Genomic DNA, 19,873 nt, shown 5'->3' on the forward strand with positions numbered 1-19,873 from the left:
GGGTTCTTGTTCTGTCGGGTACGGGGTCGGTGGCATGGGCTACGGATGGTCGGGGCGGTCAGGTCAAGATTGGTGGCTGGGGCGGATTGTTCGGGGACGAGGGTAGTGGGTTCTGGATCGGGCGTCAGGCGCTGGCACTGCTGACGGCGCTTCTGGATGGACGCAATCAGGCAGATCATGCGTTTTTCGCGCCGTTTGTGGCTGCGATGGGCCTTCCGACTGAAAAAGCGGCGTGTGGGACGGCGCTTCTGGAATGGTATGGGACGCTGCGTCATCCGAGGGCCAGTGTTGCGGCTCTGGCGCGGATTGTTTCTGATCTGGCTGAGGACGGGCTGGAACCGGCGCGGCGGCTGATGTGTGAGGCGGCGGGTCATCTTTGCGCCCATATCGAAGCGGCCCAGCGCCATTTTCCCGAAACATCGCTACCGTGGAGTTATGCGGGGGGAACGTTCCAGAGCCGGTCTCTTCGGGAAAGCGTTGCTGTTCGGCATGGTACGCCTGTGCCGCCGCGTCTTCCGCCGGTCGGAGGGGGGCTGCTCAGTGCGGCGCGTCTGGCAGGGTGGGAAGTGGATGATGAATGGATTGAGCGCGTTTCCGTTGCACTTCGTGATGCGGGGCTGACGTCGTGACGGGGCCTGTCCAGTCCGGTAGGGGGCTGACCGGGGATTATGGACTGGCGCCTCTGGGTGTGGCTGCGGCGATTTTCTTCATCATGGGTTTTGTGACCTGGATGAACGGTCCGCTGATTTCGTTCGTGCGCGTGGCGTTTGATCTGAGCGATACGAGCGCCTTTCTCGTGCCGATGGTGTTCTATTTTTCGTATTTCCTGTTTTCCCTGCCCGCATCTTTCGTGGCCCGGAGGCTTGGTCTGCGGCGGGGGCTGGCTGTTTCGCTCGTGTTATGTGCGGCGGGCGTGGCGCTGTTCGGGCAGTTCATTGCCATGCGTCTTTATGGGGGTGCCCTGACCGGGTTGCTGGTGATGGGGGCCGGGCTGTCTCTGATGCAGGTGGTGATTAACCCGCTGGTCAGTCTGCTGGGGCCGTCCGAGCGGGCGTCGCAGCGCATTGCCATCATGGGCGTGTGCAACAAATGTGCGGGGATTCTGGCTCCGATCGTTCTGGCGACTGTGGTGATGGGGGATATTGGAACGCTGTCCCAGCGGGCGCAGGAGACGACGGACCCTGTGGCGCGCAATGCGCTTCTGTCGGGGTTCGTGCAGGCGATTTATGCGCCTTACATGACGATGGCTGCTGTTCTGCTGCTGACGGCCATCGGCGTGGCGCTCTGCCCGCTGCCGGATTTGCAGGCGCCTGCGCTGCCGGGGCCTCTGGAGGGGAGCCGGCGTATTTTCCGGCCGCATCTGGTGTTCGGGATTGTCGTGATGTTCCTGTATGTCGGTGTGGAAGTCATGGCCGGGGACGCCATCGGGACCTATGGGCAGGGTTTTGGTCTGCCGCTCAGCCAGACGCGCTTTTTCACGTCTCTGACGCTGGCCGGGATGCTGGGGGGATATATTCTCGGGTTTCTGGTTGTGCCGCGGATCGTGACGCAGGAGCGGCTCATGGAACTGGCCTGTTTTCTTGGCGCGGGGCTGACGGTCGCGGCGTTTCTGACGCAGGGCTATGTTTCGGTTCTGTGCGTGGCGTTACTGGGGGCGGCCAATGCCATGCTGATGCCCTCGATTTTCCCGATCGCCATTCGGGGGGCCGGGGCGTGGACGCCGCTTGCATCCGCCCTGCTGGTCATGGCGTATAGTGGCGGGGCGGTCATTCCGCAGATTTACGTCATTCTCAAGCCGTTCGTGGGCTTTCAGGGCATGTTTGCGCTGCTGGTTCTGCCGTCTTATCTGGCCTTGCTGCTCTATGCCCGGCGTTATGGTCGGACGGGGCTTTTACCACTGGATCAGGAGCCATAATGGCGCATCTTGAGGGCAGGATCGTCCTGCGCGATCGTATTGTTTCGGGGCGGGTGGATTTTGACAGTCATATCCGCGAGATCGTGCCTCAGTCCGGAGTGCCGGAGCGCTATATCCTACCGGGCTTTATTGATGGTCATGTCCATGGTGGCGGTGGGGCCGATACGATGGACGGGGTTGCGGCCATTGAGACGCTCTCGCGCTTTCATCTGGGCCACGGAACCACGACGATCCTGCCGACGACGATTACCGCGCCCTGGGCGGAGGTTATGGACGCGTTGCGGGCGGTGGCGGAAGTCTGTGATCGGGGCGTAGAGGGTGGGCCGCGCGTTTATGGCGCGCATCTGGAAGGGCCGTTCGTCAGTCCGCACAAGCTGGGAGCCCAGCCGCCGTTCAATATCGAGCCGACCGCCGAGCGGGTGGCGGAAGCTGTTGCGACGGGGTGTGTGCGTGTCGTGACGATCGCGCCGGAGCTGGACCACGCGCCGACGGCCATGAAGGCCTTTGCGCAGGCGGGTGTCCGGGTCAGTCTGGGGCATACCACCACGGATTTCGAGGGGGCCGAGCGGGCGATCTGTCTAGTTTGTGCAGCCGGGGGAACCGTCGGAGGGACGCATCTGTTTAATGCCATGTCGGCCATTGAGGGGCGGCGTCCCGGGCCGGTGACGGCGCTGATGTGCAGTGATGTGGCGTATGGAGAGATGATCTTCGATACGCATCATGTTCATCCTGCCAGTTTCCGGCTGGCGGAGCGGATGATGGAGCAGCGGCTGCTGTTCGTGACGGATGCCATGCGGGGTACGGGTGAGGCCGATGGTCCGAGCCAGCTCGGCGGGCAGGATGTGATGATCCGCAACGGGGTGGTGCGGCTGCCGGATGGCACGCTTGCGGGGAGCATTCTGACGCTGGATCAGGCGCTGCGGAATGCTCTTGATGCCGGAATGTCGCTTCCGAAAGCGGCGCGTCTGGTCAGTACGAATGCGGCGGCCTATCTCGGGTTGCAGGACCGGGGGGCGATTGCGCCGGATCTTCTGGCGGATTTCACGGTTCTGGATGACAGGTTTCAGGTCAGCGAAGTCTGGGTCAAAGGAGAGCGCAGGGTATGAAAATCATCGTCACGGACACGCCCGGTCAGGCGTTTCAGCGCGCGGCGGACATGATCGCGGAGGAAATCCGCGGATCTGGAGCGCCCGTTCTGGGATTGGCGACGGGCCGCACGATGGAGAGCATTTACCAGCTTCTGGTGCAGCAGCATGACGCGGGGACGCTGGATTTTTCCGGCACGAGGTCGTTCAATCTGGATGAATATGTCGGTCTGCCGCCGATGGACCCGAACTCTTACAGCCACTACATGCAGGAGCATCTGTTTTCGCATGTGAACATGCCCGCAGGGCAGGGGCATGTTCCGAATGGTGTTGCTGCGGATCTGGAGGCTGAGTGCGCGCGCTACGAGGCGGCCATTCGCGCGGCCGGTGGGCTTGGGTTGCAGCTTCTGGGCATTGGCGAGACGGGGCATATCGGTTTCAACGAGCCGCCTTCCGCGTTCGACAGCCGGACGCGGGTTGTCCATCTGGATGATGTGACGCGACGTCAGAACAGCGCCATGTTTGGCGATGACCCGGAACGTGTGCCGGAACGCGCCCTGACGATGGGGGTGGGGACGATCCTTGAAGCGCGCCGTCTTCTGCTGGTGGCTGTTGGTGAAGGCAAGGCGGCGATCGTTGACGAGGCGCTGAACGGTCCGATCAGCGAGGCTGTCAGTGCCACGGCCATCCGTCTTCATGACGATGCGACGGTGATTCTGGACGAAGCCGCGGCCCGGATCTGGCGGCGTTAGGACGGACAGATCGCTTCCATGTTCGGGAGTGCCTCCCGGAAGGCGTCGCTGATGATCTGGCGCATCCAGAGGTTATCCGCTGTCCGTTGCCAGAGCAGCGACACAGAATACTGCCCCAGATCAATGGGTGCCGCGCAGACGGTCAGGCCAGAGACGGCAGCGAGGCTCTGCGCGGCATGGAGGGGCAGGGTGGCAATGGCACGCGTTCCGATCAGGAAAGGGGGGAGCGCAGAAAAATGCGTCAGTGCCGATTGTACCCGGCGCGCGTGGCCCAGAGTTTTCAACACATGGTCCACGATCCCCTCCCGTCCGGAAAAGGACACCAGAAGATGTGGCAGCGTGAGGTAATCTTCCAGTGTCAGGGGAAATGTGAGGCCGCAGGCGGCTGGATCGAGAAGGCAGGCGTAACCGGATTGTCCGATCTCCTGATGCTGTAATCCAGAGCGTATATTGGGCTGTGCGACGACGGCAAAATCGATGTCTCCTGCTTCGAAAAGAGCTTCGACGCGATGTTTGTTGGCCTGTCTGAATGTCACGGAAACCCGTGGGGCTTCGGCTGCCAGACGTTTTGCGATCAGGGGGCCAGCCGCGATCTGGAAGTCGTCGGACATTCCCAAAGAGAAATGCTGTCGGCTGGTTGCCGGATCAAATGCCGTGACGGTTGAAAACGCTGTCTGGATCAGTGTCGCTCCGTTTTGCAGCGGTTCCGCCATGGCAATTGCCCGAGGAGTTGGTTGCATGCCGTCACGCGTGCGGACGAACAGGGGGTCATCCGCCGCTTCCCGCAGGCGGGCCAGAGAGGCGCTGACGGCGGACTGACTCAGCGCCAGTCGCCGTGCCGCTCTGGAGACGCTGCGTTCTTCCCAGAGCGCCAGAAACGTGGTGGCCAGATTGAAATCGAGGCGTAAAATATCGACCATGGTGATTTTAATTATCAAAACAATCAATTTGCCCGATAATGGGAGAAAGTCCACTCTTCCTCTCACTGTAATCCGCTACATGCATGAGAGATCCGGACATGAGCCAGCGTCGCGTCGCCGTTATTCAGGCGGGAACCAGTCTTTTCGATACGCCCCGGACATTGGATCGGATGGAGGCCCATTGTGATGCGGCTGCCGCACAGGGTGTTGAGCTTGCGGTTTTTCCGGAAGCTTATGTTGGTGGATATCCAAAAGGGCTGAGTTTCGGCGCAATTCTGGGGAGCCGTTTTCCGGAAGGGCGTGAGGATTATCTGCGTTACTGGAAATCTGCCATTGACGTGCCAGGCGCAGAAACGGCGCGGATCGGCTCTTTTGCGGCGAAAATGAAGGCCCATCTTGTTGTCGGTGTTATCGAACGTGATGGGGCGACGTTATATTGTACGGCGCTCTTTTTCGGACCTGACGGGGCGCTTTTGGGCAAACATCGCAAGCTTATGCCGACGGGAACCGAGAGGCTGGTCTGGGGGCAGGGCGACGGCTCGACCATTCCGGTTTTTGAGACGGATATTGGACGTATCGGGGCTGCGATCTGCTGGGAAAACTATATGCCGGATCTGCGGCAGAGTATGTATGCCCGGGGCATCAATCTCTGGTGTGCCCCCACGGTGGATGAGCGCGATATCTGGCAGGCTTCCATGCGGCATATTGCCTATGAAGGACGGACGTTTGTTCTAAGTGCCTGCCAGTACATGACGCGTGCGGATGCGCCGGAGGAGTATGCCTGTCATCAGGGCAATAATCCGGACACCGTGCTTATTCGGGGTGGCAGTGTGATCGTCAGCCCGCTTGGAGACATCATTGCCGGACCGATTTATGACCGTGAAGCGATCCTTACGGCGGATATCGATCTGGATGATGTGATCCGGGGGAAATACGATCTGGACGTGGCAGGCCATTATGCCCGTCCCGATATTTTCAGTCTGCGGGTTCATGACGCACCACGGCGTCCGGTGTCATTCTCTGAAGCTGTGGAGGCTCTGCCCGATTGTAAAGAAGAAGCAACGGTCAAGCCCTGTTCTTAAGGGGAGGGGCTGACGTGGGCATGGGGACGAATCAGTAAAATTAAACATTCCCAATGCTGGCAACTTGGCATTGTCGGGAGGTGAGAAGAAATGTAGCCAATGCGAGTCATTCGCATCTGGAATTGAAGCATCATGCCTGCCTCTCTGCATTTTTCTCGTCTCCGCTCGTGTTCGTTTCTGTTGGGATGTCTTGCAGGAACAGTTTTGCAGTCCCGTGCTTATGGCGCATCGACAGATTTGCCTTCGTCCGGTCAGAACACAGCTGCCCACGGGCTGAACTATCAGGGCAGCAAGGTCTCGGGCGGGCAGGAGCGTTTGACGGTCTGGGGAAAGAATCATCCGCAATTGACCGGGACTTCTCCGAATAAAAAACTGACGGCGTCTTTGCTGGATACGCCGAGATCCATTTCCGTGGTGACGCAGGAGCAGATGAAACTGGTCAATGCGACGTCGTTTGAAGAGGCCATGCGCACTGTCCCGGGGGTCAGTTTTCGGGGTGGGGACGCTTATGCCGTGCCGGGCGGGAATTATCCTGTCATTCGTGGATTTGGGTCTTACAGCAATATGTTCATCGATGGCCTGCGCGATAGTGGCGTTAGCCAGCGCGAGGTTTTTGATGTTGACGAGATGGAGGTCTTGAAAGGGCCGGGGTCTGTGTATGGGGGGCGTGGTGGTTTGGGTGGGCAGATTAATATCACGACGAAAAAAGCCCAGCTTGGCAGCCTGACATCCGGCCAGATCGGTTTTGGTACGGCGTCCTACAAGCGTGGAACCGTTGATATTAATCGCCAGATTGGCTCTTCCACGGCATTTCGTTTGAATGCGATGGGGGATGATGGAGATACGGCAGGGCGGGCGCCAGCGGGTGGGCACAAATGGGGTGTTGCGCCTTCCCTGTCATTCGGGCTTGGCACACCGACCCGGCTGACGTTGGGGTATTACCATCTCTATTCATTCGACATGCCGGATTATTCAGCGCCTTATAGTAAAACGACGCATGAGCCGCTGAATATTCCCCGGCATACGGTGCTGGGATTGCAGGATCGCGATTTTGAACGGAGCACCACGGATCTGGGGCAGATCATACTTGAGCGTGATCTGTGGCATGACTTCGTCTTTCGCAATACGTTGCAGTGGACCAGTACGCAATATGATTACATTGCGACCAACCCCCAGTGGCAGAGCGCGTCTCCGGCAAACCAGACCATTTTGCTGGAGGCGAAATCTGGACTTTTCCATACGGACAATTTTCAGGAACAAGCCATGGTGTCCGGGAAATTCGATACCGGTTTTATTCATCATGCGATCAATACGGGAATTGAAGTCTCGCGTGAGCGTCTGACCCGCAATGAATATTACATCAAGGATTCTGCTGGAAATAACCTCCGGAATGGCGGTCCATGCACCGTCGCTTATAACTGTATTCTCGCACCGAATGCAGGGCGCTGGAGTTCATCAAATCCCTGGACAGGCTCTTATTCTGTTGGCGAGCCGGGGATTGCGCCTTTGAATACCAATGTCGATACCGGGTCTGCCTATGCGTTTGATACGATGAGCATGTGGCACAACCATCTGTTGATTAACGGAGGCGTGCGGTTCGATCGTTTCATGACGTCTGCCGTGCAGGGGAATGTGGGTCTGAGTAATAATCAGAGCTTCATCAATTATCAGGCCGGTGCGGTTTATAAACCGATCAAGCCGGTCAGTCTGTATTTCTCGTATGCGACGGCCTCCAACCCTGTGGGTGTGGATGCCGGCGCGGATGGGCAGATTGCTTTGTCGACGGCGAATACCAAGCTGGCGCCGCAGAATGGCAAAAACATCGAAGTTGGAGCGAAAGCGGATCTGTTCAACGGTCGTTTTTCGATCACCGGATCTCTGTTTGACGGCAAGATGACGAATGCGCAGGTTTCTGATGGATATGGCAATCAGATCAATGCGGGAACCCAGCGGGTTCGTGGTGCTGAGATCAACGTTGCGGGGAACATAACGCCACGTTGGGAAATGTTCGGCGGCTGGACGTATCTTGACAGTACGGTTCTCAATGGTGGGCCAACGCATGCGAATGTGGGGAAGCGGTTTCCGTATACGCCGGGAAATTCCGTGGCGTTGTGGAGCACATACCGCGTGTTGCCGCATCTCAAGGCGGGCGGTGGTATTACATATATGAGCAAGCGCTATACCAACGTTAATAATCTGACTTGGGTGCCGGAATATGTGCGCCTTGATATGGTTGCGGATTATCAGATTACACGGACTCTGGATCTTCAGGCCAATTTACAGAACCTGACAAACAAGCGTTATTATGATCGGATTTATACCAATTATTCGCGCATTGCTGCGGGGCGTGCGGTGACGTTCCAGTTGAGTTTCAAGATGTAGGGAGAATGATCTCGCAGCGGAGGCCGGGATGATTATCCGCAAGCCGGATCGAGCCTCCGTGCAGGTTCACGATGGCCCGGACCATGCTGAGGCCTAATCCGGTACCGGGGACGGTCCGGCTGGTGTCGAGCCGGACCATCTTTTCGAAAACGCGTTCATGCTCTTCGGCGGGAATGCCGGGGCCATTATCTGAAACGGTTATGATGATCCTGTTGTTCTGCATGTGAGCTGACAGGGTGATAACCGTTCCTGAAAGGGAATGGTTGATGGCATTGTCGATAAGGTTGGAGAGTGTCTGCGTTAAAAGAATGCGGTTGCCGTCAAGTGTCAGGTTCTGGGCGGGGCTGAGAATTGTCAGTGTCTGCTCTTGTTCCTGTGCGACAGGCTGATAGAGGCCAGCGAGCGTGTTGAAAAGATCTGCAACGACCAGTGTCTGGCGATCGGGAATACGGTTTCCGGCTTCAAGCTGTGCAAGTCTTAAAAGAGACGAAAAAATTTCCAGTGCGTCCTGAAGATTGTTTTGCGCCTGTGTGAGGGCAGTGTTCTGGATGTCATGGGTCGTGGCGGTCTGAGCCTTGTCAAGATTCTGGCCCAGCCGTGCCAGAGGGCGGCGCATATCATGTGCGATGTCGTCACTGATCTGACGGACACTGGCGATCAGTGTTTCATTTCTGTCGAGCATGGCGTTGAGGCTGTGGGCGAGATGATCGAATTCGTCGCCTGTTCCATTCAGGGCAAGTCTTTGGGAAATGTCGCCTCGCATGATTTTGCGGGCCGTCTGGCTGATGACTTCGATCCTGCCGAGCACAAGGCGGCTGAGGAGAAATCCGCCGCCCAGTCCGATCAGAAGGAACATGAGTGCGCTCCAGGCCAGCGTCAGCCAGAGATCGTGCCGGAGCGACTGGAGAGGGGTTGCGTCAATTCCAACAAAGAAATAACCGCCGTCATTCAGTGCGGTTCCGTAACCGATGACAGGATGATGGTCAGGCGGGTGCGTCCGATGCGTCCATGACAGCCATCTCCAGCCCGCGATGGGGCGCAGATGAAACATATTTCCGACGACAACCTGTTCCTGCGCATTCTGTAGCAGATAGTAAAATCCAGGTTCGTTCAGGACCAGTTCTTTGACCGTGGATTGAAGATGTGTGACGTCTTGGCCTTGTGCTTCGGACAGGGCTTCGTCGCGTTCATTTGCGACAATGCGCTTTGTCTGCTGTGAGAGCAGGCGTTGGCTGTGATAGCCGGAGAACGCGGTTACGGTTATGCCTGTGAAGAGAAAGCACCCCGCGAACATGGCGATGATCCGAAAGGATGAGCTGCGTAAAACCGGCAGGCGGAGCGGGGCGCTGTGAAGAGAGGCTGGCATGCTAGATGCGCTTCAACATATAGCCCTGTCCCTTGAGTGTCTGGAGGAGGGGCGGGGCGTCTCTGCCCAGACGTTCCCGCAGCCGACTGACATGGGTGTCCACCAGGTTGGTATGGACTGGAAAGTCGATGTCCCACACGGCTTGCAGTATCATTTCGCGTGACAGTGTCATGTGTGGGTGCCGCATGAAATATTCCAGAAGTTTGAGTTCCTGCGCCTGAATGTAGAGTTTTTCTCCACCCCGGCGGACTTCACGCGTCAGGAGGTCAATTTCAAGATCGGCAAAAACCAGACGGGTCTGATCATAGGATTGCTGTGTTCTGCGCAGCAGGTTTTCGAGACGTGCGGAGAGTTCCTGAACGGAAAAAGGCTTCACGAGGTAGTCGTCGGCGCCGTTTCTCAGCCCGGTGACACGGTCATGAATTCCGTCCATTGTTGTCAGGAACAGAACGGGCGTCTGAATACCGATGGCGCGCAGGTCTTTGAGGATGGAAAGCCCGTCGAGGCGTGGCAGGCGTCGGTCGAGGATAATGCAATCCCAGTGGCCTGATATGGCCCTGTCTTTACCCTGTTGTCCATCCGCAACGATGCTGATTGTGGTGTGCGGCCCTGACAGGGCTTTTTCAATGTAATCGGCTGTATCCAGATCATCTTCGATCAGAAGGATGGTATTCTGGGGATGTGACGGAGGCGCGTTCATCATGTCCTGCCGAGTGATGGTGCAAAGTTGTATTTTCAGCCGATCGAGCGCTCCAGATATAATAGGAGGGTGTGCATGGAATGTCAGCCCTGCATTCCGGCAGGGCTGACATCGGGAAAGCGGGCCGTAGCGGTGAGGTCAGGGCTTTGAAGAGTTTTCCTTTTGCCTCTCAAGGCGATCCTGCGTTTTTGTCTCGAAATCGGAAGCGTCGTGACGTTCATGAAGCTGGCTGGAGAGGGCTCCGGATGTCCGGTTGACCATCCGTCCACGTTGCACGGCTGGGCGTTCCAGAAGGCGGTCTGCCCATGCCTTGAGGTGGGGATAGTCCTGTACGTTCAGGAACGTGGCCGCATCATTGTAGAGCCAGCCTTCCACCAGGCCACCATACCACGGGAAAATGGCCATATCGGCGATTGTATAGTCTGGCCCTGCTATGAAAGGACTTTCCGCCAGGCGCCGATCAAGCACGTCCAGTTGCCGTTTGGCCTCCATGGCAAAACGATTGATCGCGTACTCGATTTTCTCCGGGGCATAGGCATAGAAATGCCCAAATCCGCCGCCGATATAGGGCGCGCTTCCAACCTGCCAGAAAAGCCAGTTCAGACATGTTGTCCGATGCGCGATATCTTTGGGAAGAAAGGCACCGAATTTCTCGGCCAGATACAGCAGGATCGACCCGGACTCAAAAACGGCCAGAGGCTGATCGCCGCTGTGATCAACAAGGGCCGGAATCTTGGAATTGGGATTGATGTCCGTAAAGCCGGAGCCGAACTGGTCGCCTTCGCCGATACGGATAAGCCATGCGTCATATTCGGCCTGCGTGTGACCCGCAGCAAGCAGTTCTTCGAGCAGGATCGTGACTTTCACGCCATTGGGCGTGCCAAGGGAATAGAGCTGGAGGGGGTGTCGTCCGACAGGGAGCGCTTGTTCGTGTGTCGCGCCTGCTGTCGGGCGGTTTGTGCTGGCGAATTTGCCGCCGCTTGGTGCCGTCCAGGTCCAGACTTTGGGCGGCGTATAATCGGAAGGTTCGCTCATGACACTGTTCCTTTTGACGCTGGGGAAAAACTGGTCGGGTACATGGCCTGACGCGCCTCTTCGTCCATTGTGGTTTTGAAAGCGTGTCCGCTCATAATGGCTTGCGCGTGTTGAACGGCCGGGCGAGCATTGATCATGTCCATGAAACGGGCAAGATTGGGCCAGCGCTCAAGAGGACGGTCTTCAGTGTTCATGACTCTTACGGCCCGGTCCAGCCAGCCCCATGCGGACATATCGACGATGGTATAACGATCGCCGACGATGAAAGATCGCCCTTCGAGATGATCGTTCAGAACCTGATAATGCCGTTCTGCTTCCCGGCGATATCGATTGACCGCGTAGTCCAGCCCTTTGGGTGCGGCATGCTGGAAATGCACAGCCTGTCCTGAGAAAGGACCGAGACCTGTTGCAATAAACATCAGCCAGGACAGAAGCTGGGGGCGGTCCTGCGCTTCTCCGACGAATTGTCCCGTTTTTTCGGCGAGATAAAGAAGAATGGCTGTGGAATCGAACACGATCGCAGTCCTGGCCTCTGGACCATCCGTATCCACGAGGGCCGGCACCTTGCCATTGGGATTGAGGGCCCGAAATGCGGCATCATGCTGGGCGCCGCGATAAGTATCGACGGGTCTGGCTTTGAAGGGCAGGCCGGTTTCAGCCAGAAACAGCGCAATCTTGAGCGGGTTCGGGCCCGGACCATAGTAAAAATCAATCATGTGCCACTTCCCTCGGGCCAATACAGGAAAAATTTTCGTCCGATGGCGACCGGGATGACCCCGAACGAGAAGGTTATACCCGGACGCCAAAAGACTAAGGGTCAGTTTGCCGGAGACTGGGCTGCTTTTCGAAGGGCAGGGAGCATGTCTTCCGGTTCCGGGCGGCGGGTATAGTCCGGATTGACCTCGGCATAGAGGATCACACCGTCCTGTCCGATAACGAAACGGCCGGGCATCGGCAGGGTCCAGCTGTCGTCACCGTTGAAGGACGGAAGATCGTTTTTCAGGTTGGTGTAGAGGTCGACGAGGTAGTCCGGCAGCGCGAACCGCAGGCCGAATGCGGCTGCGACGTCGTTATGCGTATCTGACAGGATCGGGAAGTCGAGATGGTTCTGACGGACCGATTTGCGGCTGTTCACGGCTGTTTGTGGGGAAATGGCAATCAGGTTCGCTCCCAGTTCGCGGAAAGACGGAAGCGCCGTTTCAAGGGCCTGAAGTTCCATGTTGCAGTACGGGCACCACACGCCGCGATAGAAGCTGATGACCAGCGGGCCTTTTGCCAGCAGATCGGCAGAGGACACCGGATTGCCATCCGGATCATTCAGCGTGAAAGACGGCGCCTTGTCGCCAGCTTTGAGAGCTTTTTCGGCTGCACCTGAAGCGACCAGTTCAGCGGTCGCACGATGCATGACTTCGATGACTGACGTGGGAACATTGTAAGGCGGCTTGCCTGCTTCGAAGTCTGCTTTGAAGGCATCGAGTTTTGCTTGAAGAGACATTGTTCTTTCCTTTGGAATGAGGCGACGCCTGACGTTAGGGCGACTGCGTTTTTCAGGGATGATGGCATGGAGGACTATTGGTCATTCCGTGCCGGAATAATCGTCAGCTGGAGATTCCGGCGCTTGGGCAATCGGTGGGTCCGTAAAGCCTCGGTGCTGCGTCGGTAAGTTTTCCACGATCTGAAGATGACGGGCCGGAAATGACATGCCCGATCAGGATCGAGACGACGTTCAGCAGGCTGCCTGACAGGTGAAAAGCCAGAAGACTGTCTGTGACGATGGGGCCGGACATGGTGCGTATGAGTGAACCGAACATCTCTGAGATCCTGCAAAACCCGGTTTGTCCGGGGTGATGCACAAGAGATGCCTATTCCATACTCGACATGTCAGATGGCTTGGGGCGATAAGGATCATTCCCTGGAGGAATATCATGGACCGTTATCAGGCAATGGCCACGTTCATCCGCGTGGTGGATACAGGTTCGTTCTCGGCAACTGCCCGACAGCTTGGGGTGGGGCAACCGGCGGTGTCCAAGACCATCGCACAGCTTGAAGCGCGTTTGCAGGTGAGTCTGCTGATCCGTTCCACGCATGGTTTGACGCCGACCGAGGCAGGGCAGAATTTCTACGAGCGGGCACGCAATGCCATTCAGGAGGCTGATGAAGCGGAACTTGCAGCCAAGGGAGCGGGTGCGGGTCTGTCAGGCCGGTTGCGGGTTTCGGCGGCAACGACATTCGCACGGCTGCACATTATTCCGGAATTGCCGAGGTTTTTGGCAGAACATCCCCACCTGACAGTGGAGATCATTCTTGATGACCGAATGATCGACCTTGTGGCGGAAGGCGTCGATATTTCCCTGCGGATGGGAACGCTTTCGGATTCCACCGCCATCGCCCGGAAGGTCGCAACGGGTCGACGTTCTGTTCTTGCCACGCCTGCCTATCTCAAGCGTGCCGGAAGGCTTCGCTCTCCTGCGGATCTGGCGAACCATGAAGCCATTATTTATAGCCAGTTACCGAGTGTGTGGTCATTCCTGCGCGATGGAGCGGCGGTGTCGGTGTCTGTCAGCGGACGGCTCAAGGTCAGTGCGGCCGAGGGGCTGCGGGCGGCCGTTCTGGCGGATATGGGGCTGACCATTGCGTCGGACTGGATGTTTGCGCCGGAACTCGAAAACGGAGCGGTCGTGCGTGTTCTCGAAGCGTGGACTCTGCCTTCGATCGATCTCTGGGCTGTCTTTCCCGCAGGACGGATGATGACAGCCAAGGCGCGCCATTTCGGAGATTTTGTGGAAAGCATCATGAAGGCAGCAGATGCTTCGCCTGTGTGAAAGGCGCGGTGTTAGGGTGTGTTGACAGAGGGTCTTTTCAGACGGTTTGGGACGTGATTCAAAACTGGTCTTTGCGGAGACTTGTGGATACGTGGCGATCTGACAGACGAGGAATGGGCAATCATTGGCGGCTTGCTGACGCCTGAAAATGGCCGTTGCTAACGACCAGCACAGGATAATCGTCTGTTTCTCATTGGAATGCTTCATGTCCTGCGTGTCGGTTGTCCATGGCGGGACATGCACGAGCGCTACGGAACATGGAACTCGGTCTATGTCCGGTTCCGTCGGTGGGCTGAGCAAGGCGTCTGGGATGCCTTGCTGGAAACGCTGGTCGAACTCGGCCTGACCGATGACTGACAACACATGATCGACAGTATGCTCGTTCGAGGTCATAACCAAGCAGCCGGCGAAAAAGGGGGACCCATAAGGAGAACACAGTCTCTATGGTTGTCTGATCTTCACTGTAGGCCTCGGCCGCTTCTTCTGCACGGGCGCCGGCTGGTACCACTAATAGCGTTAGCCCACCGAGCAGGCGCTGCCGTCCGCCCGCCTCTGCACCTGCAGGCCAATGCCCCTGAATCCCCGCGTTGGCGTTATTGGGGCTTCGTGCATCACAACCCAAATGGTCGAAAAATACATTTCCATCTGGCGCAGTGTTGCAAGCCGTTTTAAATGAAGAAGAATGATGCGAAGTGCGCGGCATAGCGGAGGGAGTCTGGTCTTTTGGCCGCTGGTTCTGCTTGCCATCATTATTCGCCTCAGCGTTGGAAGTCTGCCTTTACCGCAGTTCCTGCTCAACGATCCGTTAAAACAGTTCACCAACTTGTCGACCCTTTGCGACAGCCAGGATTTTGGTCCGCATAGTCCTGATCATCATCACGCAGCGGATGTTGGTGATGGGATTGCAGTGGTCGACGACCTGCTGACGATCCTGATAATCGGATGCGTCGCTGCTGTTTTCCTCGTCCTGTCTGTGACAGGGCGGAGTTTTTTCTGGTGTTTCCCGCCAGTGCGGGGGCCTCCCCTATGGCGGCTATCGGGCATTTATGCTCAAGGACCTCCTAACCTGATCTGACAAAAACTTAGCGCCTTTGTCGCATCTGCGATGGAAGGCTTTCTGCGTTTTTCAGATCAGAACGAACACATGAATACTTCTTTTGAATCAAGCCGTCCTCTCGGCTCGCTGGTGCTTGGCTGCGTTTTTCTTGGAGCCTTTCCAGCTCATGCACAACCTCTTCAGGCGCGTCCCCGTAAAACAGCCTCAGTTGCGTCTTCTGCACATCAGAATGTCGAAAGCATTCTGGTTCGCGGTACGACGCGTGGCTCTGCACGACTTCATCCAACCGGTGAAACAACCTACAGCGCGGAACGTACAGATTTCGCACACAGGGCGGCACAGTCGGTCGCCGATATGGTCGCAACCCTTCCTGGGGTAACTGTTCTGCAAGGTAATGGACCGCGTGACAGCGTTGTTTCCGTCCGTGGGTCGGGCGCACGTCAGTCCTATGGTCTGAAGAACCTTCAGGTTACGGAAGACGGGTTTCCTATGACTCAACCAGACGGTACGGCCCGGGCAGATTTGATCGATCCGCATGCTTATGAGGGGGTGGACGTCTTTCAGGGGCCGGCTTCCACGTTATACGGTAATTATGCGATCAATGGGGCGATCAATTTCCGCACCCGGAACGGCACTGACATTCACGGTCTGGAGCTGGGCTCAGACTTTGGCAGCTTCGGCCTCTTCAATAACTATGTGACGATTGGGGCAGGCAATAAACACTACGACTTCATGCTGTTTGGCAGCGACGTGCGAGGTAAGGGCTTTATTGCGAACAGCCAGTACAACACGTCTACCGAGAATATGCGGCTGCGGGTTAATCTGACCTCATCAGATCGCCTCATTCTAAAGTTCGTCAATAACGTCACGGACACATCACTGCCGTTACGGCTCTCCCTGAATCAATTTCGTAGTAATCCCTATCAAAATGGTTGTGCCAATGCGGCATCGGCCGCGGTTGGATGCGCCTCGGTCAATCTTCTGGTGAATGGGTCCTATGGAGGCCGCCAGACGATGAGCCCGCAGCAAGCAGGGCTGGGTCGTTTTGACCGACGCAGCATTGTGGGGCTTCGATGGGAGCATGACTTTGATCCAGGAACAACCTGGCATACTCAGTTTACTTACGATCAACGTCATACCGATCAGCCAACTTCGACAACGGCTTTTGTCGGACCGTTTAATTCCTATAATGTGCAGACGGATCTGACGAACCGCGGCCGTATCGGAAAGACGCCCCTCACCAGTTTTGTCGGTGCCAGCTTCGACTACATGGATTATGGTTATCAGGTCTATAATCTGACCCCGCAAGGTGGCGCGACGCGCGGTGCTTTGAATTCCACGTCATACGGACATCAGTGGAACATCGGCCTCCGCTTTCAGGAAGACTGGCAGTTTTCTTCGCTTTGGCATGCTGTGATCGGACTTGGTGGGACGCAATCGGATGTTGGAGCAGTTCAGACGCTCTACAATAGATCGGCAAGTTCAACCTCTTTGCAGAATATTACGGCCAATCGACGCTTCTTCAATCTCGCACCTGAAGCCTCGCTGGTTTATACACCAACCAAAGACTGGACTTTGCACAGTCGTGTTGGAACAGCTTACGCCACACCTGGTTATTCCAGTTTCTTCGTAACCCCTCAGGGAACCTACGGGAACAATACGCAGCTTAAGAGCGAAACGAGTCTCGGTTTTGACTTGGGGGCTGAATGGCATCCGTCGCCCAGCATCAATATTCAGGCCACTGGCTTCTATGAGTTCTACCGAAACGAACTCGTCAGCCAGTCGGCGGGTGTCAATACACCCGCGGGAAGCTATACCTTCAACGCCCCGGCCTCAGAGCATCGTGGCATTGAACTCGGCGCGACATGGCAGCCATTGCATGCCTCTCTGCCAGGTGCGCGGCTGAAGCTGTCTTATACCTATGACAACCAGATCTATACAAAATACACCGAGACCCTGTCCAACAGCACGATGGCGCGGAATTTCTCGCGGAAGGGGAATCTCATTCCCGGTGTTATGCCGCATTTTTTGGATGCGCGTGTTCTCTATGATCAGCCAGACGGATGGCTGCAAGGGCTGGGAGGCTTTGCAGAAGTGACGTGGAGGAATTCTTTTTACCTCGACAATGCCAATATTCTGAAAGCCCCCTCATACGCATTGCTCAATCTGGAGGTTCATTACGACCCTCCAGAACGTCTGGGCTGGGCTCACCGTCTGCACAGCTACTTCGAAGTACAGAATGTAACCAATCAGGTTTATGCCGCAGGTGCGACTGACATCAGCGATACACTCCTCTCGACCGGGCAGCAGGCTGGGCGAAGTGTTTTGGCCAATAAGACAGGCTCAATCTACTCCGGATCGCCAAGAGCGTTCTTTGGTGGCGTGCGGATCAAGTTCTGAAGGTATCCATGATGATGAACGCTTTCAGAACCCCAGTCTGGCCCGATTATCGAACGATCTGGCGATGGCATTTCTTTGCGGGTCTCTTCTGTCTTCCCTTTATTGTGTTGCTATGCCTCACAGGGTCAATTTACCTGTTCAAACCGCAGGTGGATCATTGGATCGACTGGCGTTACGATCATCTCGCAGGCGGTACGACACATTCAACCCCGTTACAGGAAGTCAGGGCGGCACTCCATGCTGTCCCCGGCAGCCATTTTCTAGCCTATGAACTTCCGGAGACGACTTCCGGTGCTGCCCGGGTGATCGTTGATCGTCAGGGCACAGCCATACGCGTGTATGTTGATCCGACATCATGCGTGGTTCTCAAACAGCTTCCTGAAGAAGACCGTTTTGAGCGCATCATCTTTAGACTGCACGGCCAGCTGTTATTGGGGAATACTGGCTCCATCATCATGGAAATGGTGGCCTCCTGGACAATCGTTCTGATTGCTACAGGCCTGTATCTCTGGTGGCCGCGCCGGATGCAGAGCCTGGCGGGTATTCTTTATCCACGGATGACCCGAAACGGTCGTGTCCGGTGGCGAGACCTCCATGGGGTAACAGGATTATGGGTCTCCTCGTTTTTGGTGCTTTTTCTGGTTTCCGGCTTGCCGTGGTCTTTTGTTTGGGGACACGCTCTGGTTCGGGTGGAAACACAATTCAGCCACCTGACTTCGGTTCCTGACTGGGACATCGGAGCTGTTTCTGAACGCAATCGGATTGCAGGGCGCTCGGTCTCGCCCCAGCAGACCGATATAATGCCGGGTATGGATATGGGGCCCATGGCGATGTCAGACAGCCCCTTATCAGATAGCCTGAATCAAGTGGTCATGACGGCGTCCCAACTCGGATTTCCGGCACCTGTTCTCGTAACGCCACCTTCAGCGGGAGAAACAGCGTGGACTGTTCGTTCCGACACGCAGAACCGTCCCAACCGCATCAGTGCGATGATAGAGGCCTCTGGTCGGGTACGGTCAGTCCATCGTTTTGAAGAGAAAGCATGGACTGATCGCGTCATCGGTTATGGAGTTGCGGCGCATGAAGGGCAGCTGTTCGGGAAGGCCAATCAGTTTTTGAATTTTCTTGTAGCGGTCGGATTACTTGCGATGAGCATCGCAGCACTTGTCTTGTGGTTTAGGCGCAAACCCCCAGGGAGGCTGGGAGTGCCGCCTGTCGATCCCAACAAGAAGATTGGCGTGGGCGCGTTGGTTATCCTGATTGTACTGGGATTACTCTTGCCAGAACTTGGAGCGTCTCTTTTGCTTCTCTGTCTTGCAACCCTGCTTTCCCGAGCTGACCGCCGTGCGTCGTAACTAACTGGCAGGGACGAGACGACGCAATCGGGTGGCGATTTCCTCCGGGCTTGTGTCGACTGGCAGAACGGACACAAGCCGATTATCGCCATCCATTAAGTAAAGAACGGAACTATGATCCATAAGATAGCCTGAGGACATATGATCCGCCGAAGGGCCACGACGTCGCGCCATGACGTGGAAACTGTCAATAACTGCGTGGATCTGAGATTCAGTTCCCGTAAGTCCAACGATGTTGGGAGAGAAGTGACTGACATAATCGGCAACAACCTCAGGAGTATCACGCGATGGATCAACCGTGATGAAAATCGGCACAATCTGGTGTGACTCTTTTCCCATGAGATCGAGAGCCTGTGTGACCGTCGCGAGGGTTAACGGGCAGACATCTATGCAGTGTGTGTACCCAAAATAAATCAATGTATAGCGCCCTCGGAATTGACGCTCCGTAAGAGAATGACCGTGCATATCGATGAGCGTATAAGGGCCGCCCAACGTGGCTGAGGCCCGATTTAGAAAAACTCCGCGCATTCCGATTGCCCCGAGAAAGAGGCCCGTGATGATCACCACCGGAGCGACTAGTTTCTTCGCTTCATTGAGACGAAAAGGTTTTTTCTTAACAGTCTGCTTTGGTTTTTTACGCCCTCCCTTGAGGTTTGGCATAATACCCTCCCTTGAAGATGTCTTCTTAGCACAGGAAGCATCTCAAGAGCATAACTGGCTTTAAAGGTATCGAAGAGACAACCACAATGTGGAGGGTTCGAAAAACCTCCTTTTTTGGTCGATTTATAAACATAAATCATTGATATTGTTGCGTATAAAATGCGAAAGAAGGGTTTTCCGAATCTGTCACTTATCCCGGTCGTCTCTTGGAATCAGATCAGCGCCATCCTAGGAATCCTTACCGATTCATTCAGCACAGAAAACGCTAGTGTAATGAATTGGGCGGCAAAGGCGAGATTTTCGCTCGGGAGTCGTTAATCCAGCTCTTGGTCAGGGTATAGG

The 19,873-nt window shown here is 56.2% G+C and carries 18 protein-coding genes and 1 pseudogene; 11 read left to right on the top strand and 8 right to left on the bottom strand.

Going from position 1 to position 19,873, the window contains the following annotated elements:
* From JK176_RS14570 to nagB, 4 genes are all read left to right on the top strand, one after another.
* The coding region (locus JK176_RS14570; protein ID WP_283091989.1) for a BadF/BadG/BcrA/BcrD ATPase family protein at nucleotides 1-629 on the top strand (629 nt) is incomplete at its 5' end.
* Nucleotides 626-1,915, top strand: a complete 1,290-nt coding sequence (gluP, locus tag JK176_RS14575; RefSeq protein ID WP_349291943.1) for a glucose/galactose MFS transporter — start codon at nucleotides 626-628, stop codon at nucleotides 1,913-1,915. The genes JK176_RS14570 and gluP, both read left to right, overlap by 4 nt.
* A complete protein-coding gene (gene nagA, locus JK176_RS14580) occupies nucleotides 1,915-3,021 on the top strand; it encodes an N-acetylglucosamine-6-phosphate deacetylase (RefSeq protein WP_211588359.1) in 1,107 nt (368 codons plus the stop codon). Before gluP ends, nagA begins: the two co-directional genes overlap by 1 nt.
* Entirely contained in the window at nucleotides 3,018-3,752 is a 735-nt protein-coding gene (gene nagB / locus JK176_RS14585; protein WP_211588360.1) for a glucosamine-6-phosphate deaminase, read from the top strand. The genes nagA and nagB overlap by 4 nt, the downstream gene beginning before the upstream one ends.
* Here the strand turns inward: nagB and JK176_RS14590 are convergent.
* Nucleotides 3,749-4,672: a LysR family transcriptional regulator gene (locus JK176_RS14590; RefSeq protein WP_211588361.1), complete on the bottom strand. Its 924-nt coding sequence runs from the start codon at nucleotides 4,670-4,672 to the stop codon at nucleotides 3,749-3,751. The two genes, nagB and JK176_RS14590, sit on opposite strands and share 4 nt — an antisense overlap.
* A 98-nt stretch (nucleotides 4,673-4,770) precedes the next feature.
* On the opposite strand from JK176_RS14590, the gene JK176_RS14595 reads away from it, so the two are divergent.
* Both JK176_RS14595 and JK176_RS14600 read left to right on the top strand, forming a co-directional pair.
* Nucleotides 4,771-5,754, top strand: a complete 984-nt coding sequence (locus JK176_RS14595; RefSeq protein ID WP_283091990.1) for a nitrilase-related carbon-nitrogen hydrolase — start codon at nucleotides 4,771-4,773, stop codon at nucleotides 5,752-5,754.
* A gap of 204 nt (nucleotides 5,755-5,958) precedes the next feature.
* Nucleotides 5,959-8,136 carry a TonB-dependent siderophore receptor gene (locus JK176_RS14600; RefSeq protein WP_211588362.1) on the top strand — a complete coding sequence of 726 codons (2,178 nt, stop codon included), beginning with the start codon at nucleotides 5,959-5,961 and terminating at the stop codon, nucleotides 8,134-8,136.
* On the opposite strand, the gene JK176_RS14605 is transcribed toward JK176_RS14600, so the two are convergent.
* From JK176_RS14605 to JK176_RS14630, 6 genes are all read right to left on the bottom strand, one after another.
* Nucleotides 8,126-9,502, bottom strand: a complete 1,377-nt coding sequence (locus JK176_RS14605) for a HAMP domain-containing sensor histidine kinase (protein ID WP_211588363.1) — start codon at nucleotides 9,500-9,502, stop codon at nucleotides 8,126-8,128. The genes JK176_RS14600 and JK176_RS14605 overlap by 11 nt on opposite strands.
* A 1-nt stretch (nucleotide 9,503) precedes the next feature.
* On the bottom strand, nucleotides 9,504-10,205 hold the full coding sequence (locus JK176_RS14610) for a response regulator transcription factor (RefSeq protein WP_211588364.1): 702 nt from the start codon (nucleotides 10,203-10,205) through the stop codon (nucleotides 9,504-9,506).
* A 135-nt stretch (nucleotides 10,206-10,340) separates the two neighbouring features.
* Nucleotides 10,341-11,237: a glutathione-dependent disulfide-bond oxidoreductase gene (gene yghU / locus JK176_RS14615; RefSeq protein ID WP_211588365.1), complete on the bottom strand. Its 897-nt coding sequence runs from the start codon at nucleotides 11,235-11,237 to the stop codon at nucleotides 10,341-10,343.
* Nucleotides 11,234-11,953 (bottom strand): glutathione S-transferase family protein, encoded by a 720-nt coding sequence (locus JK176_RS14620; RefSeq protein ID WP_211588366.1) that lies wholly within the window; start codon nucleotides 11,951-11,953, stop codon nucleotides 11,234-11,236. The genes yghU and JK176_RS14620 overlap by 4 nt, the downstream gene beginning before the upstream one ends.
* 101 nt (nucleotides 11,954-12,054) lie before the next feature.
* Nucleotides 12,055-12,732 carry a peroxiredoxin-like family protein gene (locus JK176_RS14625; protein ID WP_194267668.1) on the bottom strand — a complete coding sequence of 226 codons (678 nt, stop codon included), beginning with the start codon at nucleotides 12,730-12,732 and terminating at the stop codon, nucleotides 12,055-12,057.
* 103 nt (nucleotides 12,733-12,835) lie between these two features.
* Nucleotides 12,836-13,048 (bottom strand): hypothetical protein, encoded by a 213-nt coding sequence (locus JK176_RS14630; RefSeq protein ID WP_194267669.1) that lies wholly within the window; start codon nucleotides 13,046-13,048, stop codon nucleotides 12,836-12,838.
* 114 nt (nucleotides 13,049-13,162) lie between these two features.
* On the opposite strand from JK176_RS14630, the gene JK176_RS14635 reads away from it, so the two are divergent.
* The 5 genes and pseudogenes from JK176_RS14635 to JK176_RS14655 all read left to right on the top strand — a co-directional run bounded on the left by JK176_RS14635 (nucleotide 13,163) and on the right by JK176_RS14655 (nucleotide 18,871).
* Nucleotides 13,163-14,059: a LysR family transcriptional regulator gene (locus tag JK176_RS14635; RefSeq protein ID WP_211588367.1), complete on the top strand. Its 897-nt coding sequence runs from the start codon at nucleotides 13,163-13,165 to the stop codon at nucleotides 14,057-14,059.
* Nucleotides 14,060-14,233: 174 nt separating this feature from the next.
* Nucleotides 14,234-14,416, top strand: a pseudogene (locus tag JK176_RS14640) (transposase); the annotation flags it as partial.
* A gap of 325 nt (nucleotides 14,417-14,741) precedes the next feature.
* Nucleotides 14,742-15,134 (top strand): hypothetical protein, encoded by a 393-nt coding sequence (locus tag JK176_RS14645; protein ID WP_194261776.1) that lies wholly within the window; start codon nucleotides 14,742-14,744, stop codon nucleotides 15,132-15,134.
* A 69-nt stretch (nucleotides 15,135-15,203) separates the two neighbouring features.
* Entirely contained in the window at nucleotides 15,204-17,516 is a 2,313-nt protein-coding gene (locus JK176_RS14650; protein ID WP_211588369.1) for a TonB-dependent receptor domain-containing protein, read from the top strand.
* Between the two features lie 8 nt (nucleotides 17,517-17,524).
* Nucleotides 17,525-18,871: a PepSY domain-containing protein gene (locus tag JK176_RS14655; RefSeq protein WP_211588370.1), complete on the top strand. Its 1,347-nt coding sequence runs from the start codon at nucleotides 17,525-17,527 to the stop codon at nucleotides 18,869-18,871.
* On the opposite strand, the gene JK176_RS14660 is transcribed toward JK176_RS14655, so the two are convergent.
* Nucleotides 18,872-19,531: an SCO family protein gene (locus JK176_RS14660; RefSeq protein ID WP_194261779.1), complete on the bottom strand. Its 660-nt coding sequence runs from the start codon at nucleotides 19,529-19,531 to the stop codon at nucleotides 18,872-18,874.
* Nucleotides 19,532-19,873 lie beyond the last annotated feature (342 nt).

The organism is Gluconobacter sp. Dm-73 (assembly GCF_018256215.1).
Lineage (GTDB): Bacteria > Pseudomonadota > Alphaproteobacteria > Acetobacterales > Acetobacteraceae > Gluconobacter > Gluconobacter cadivus.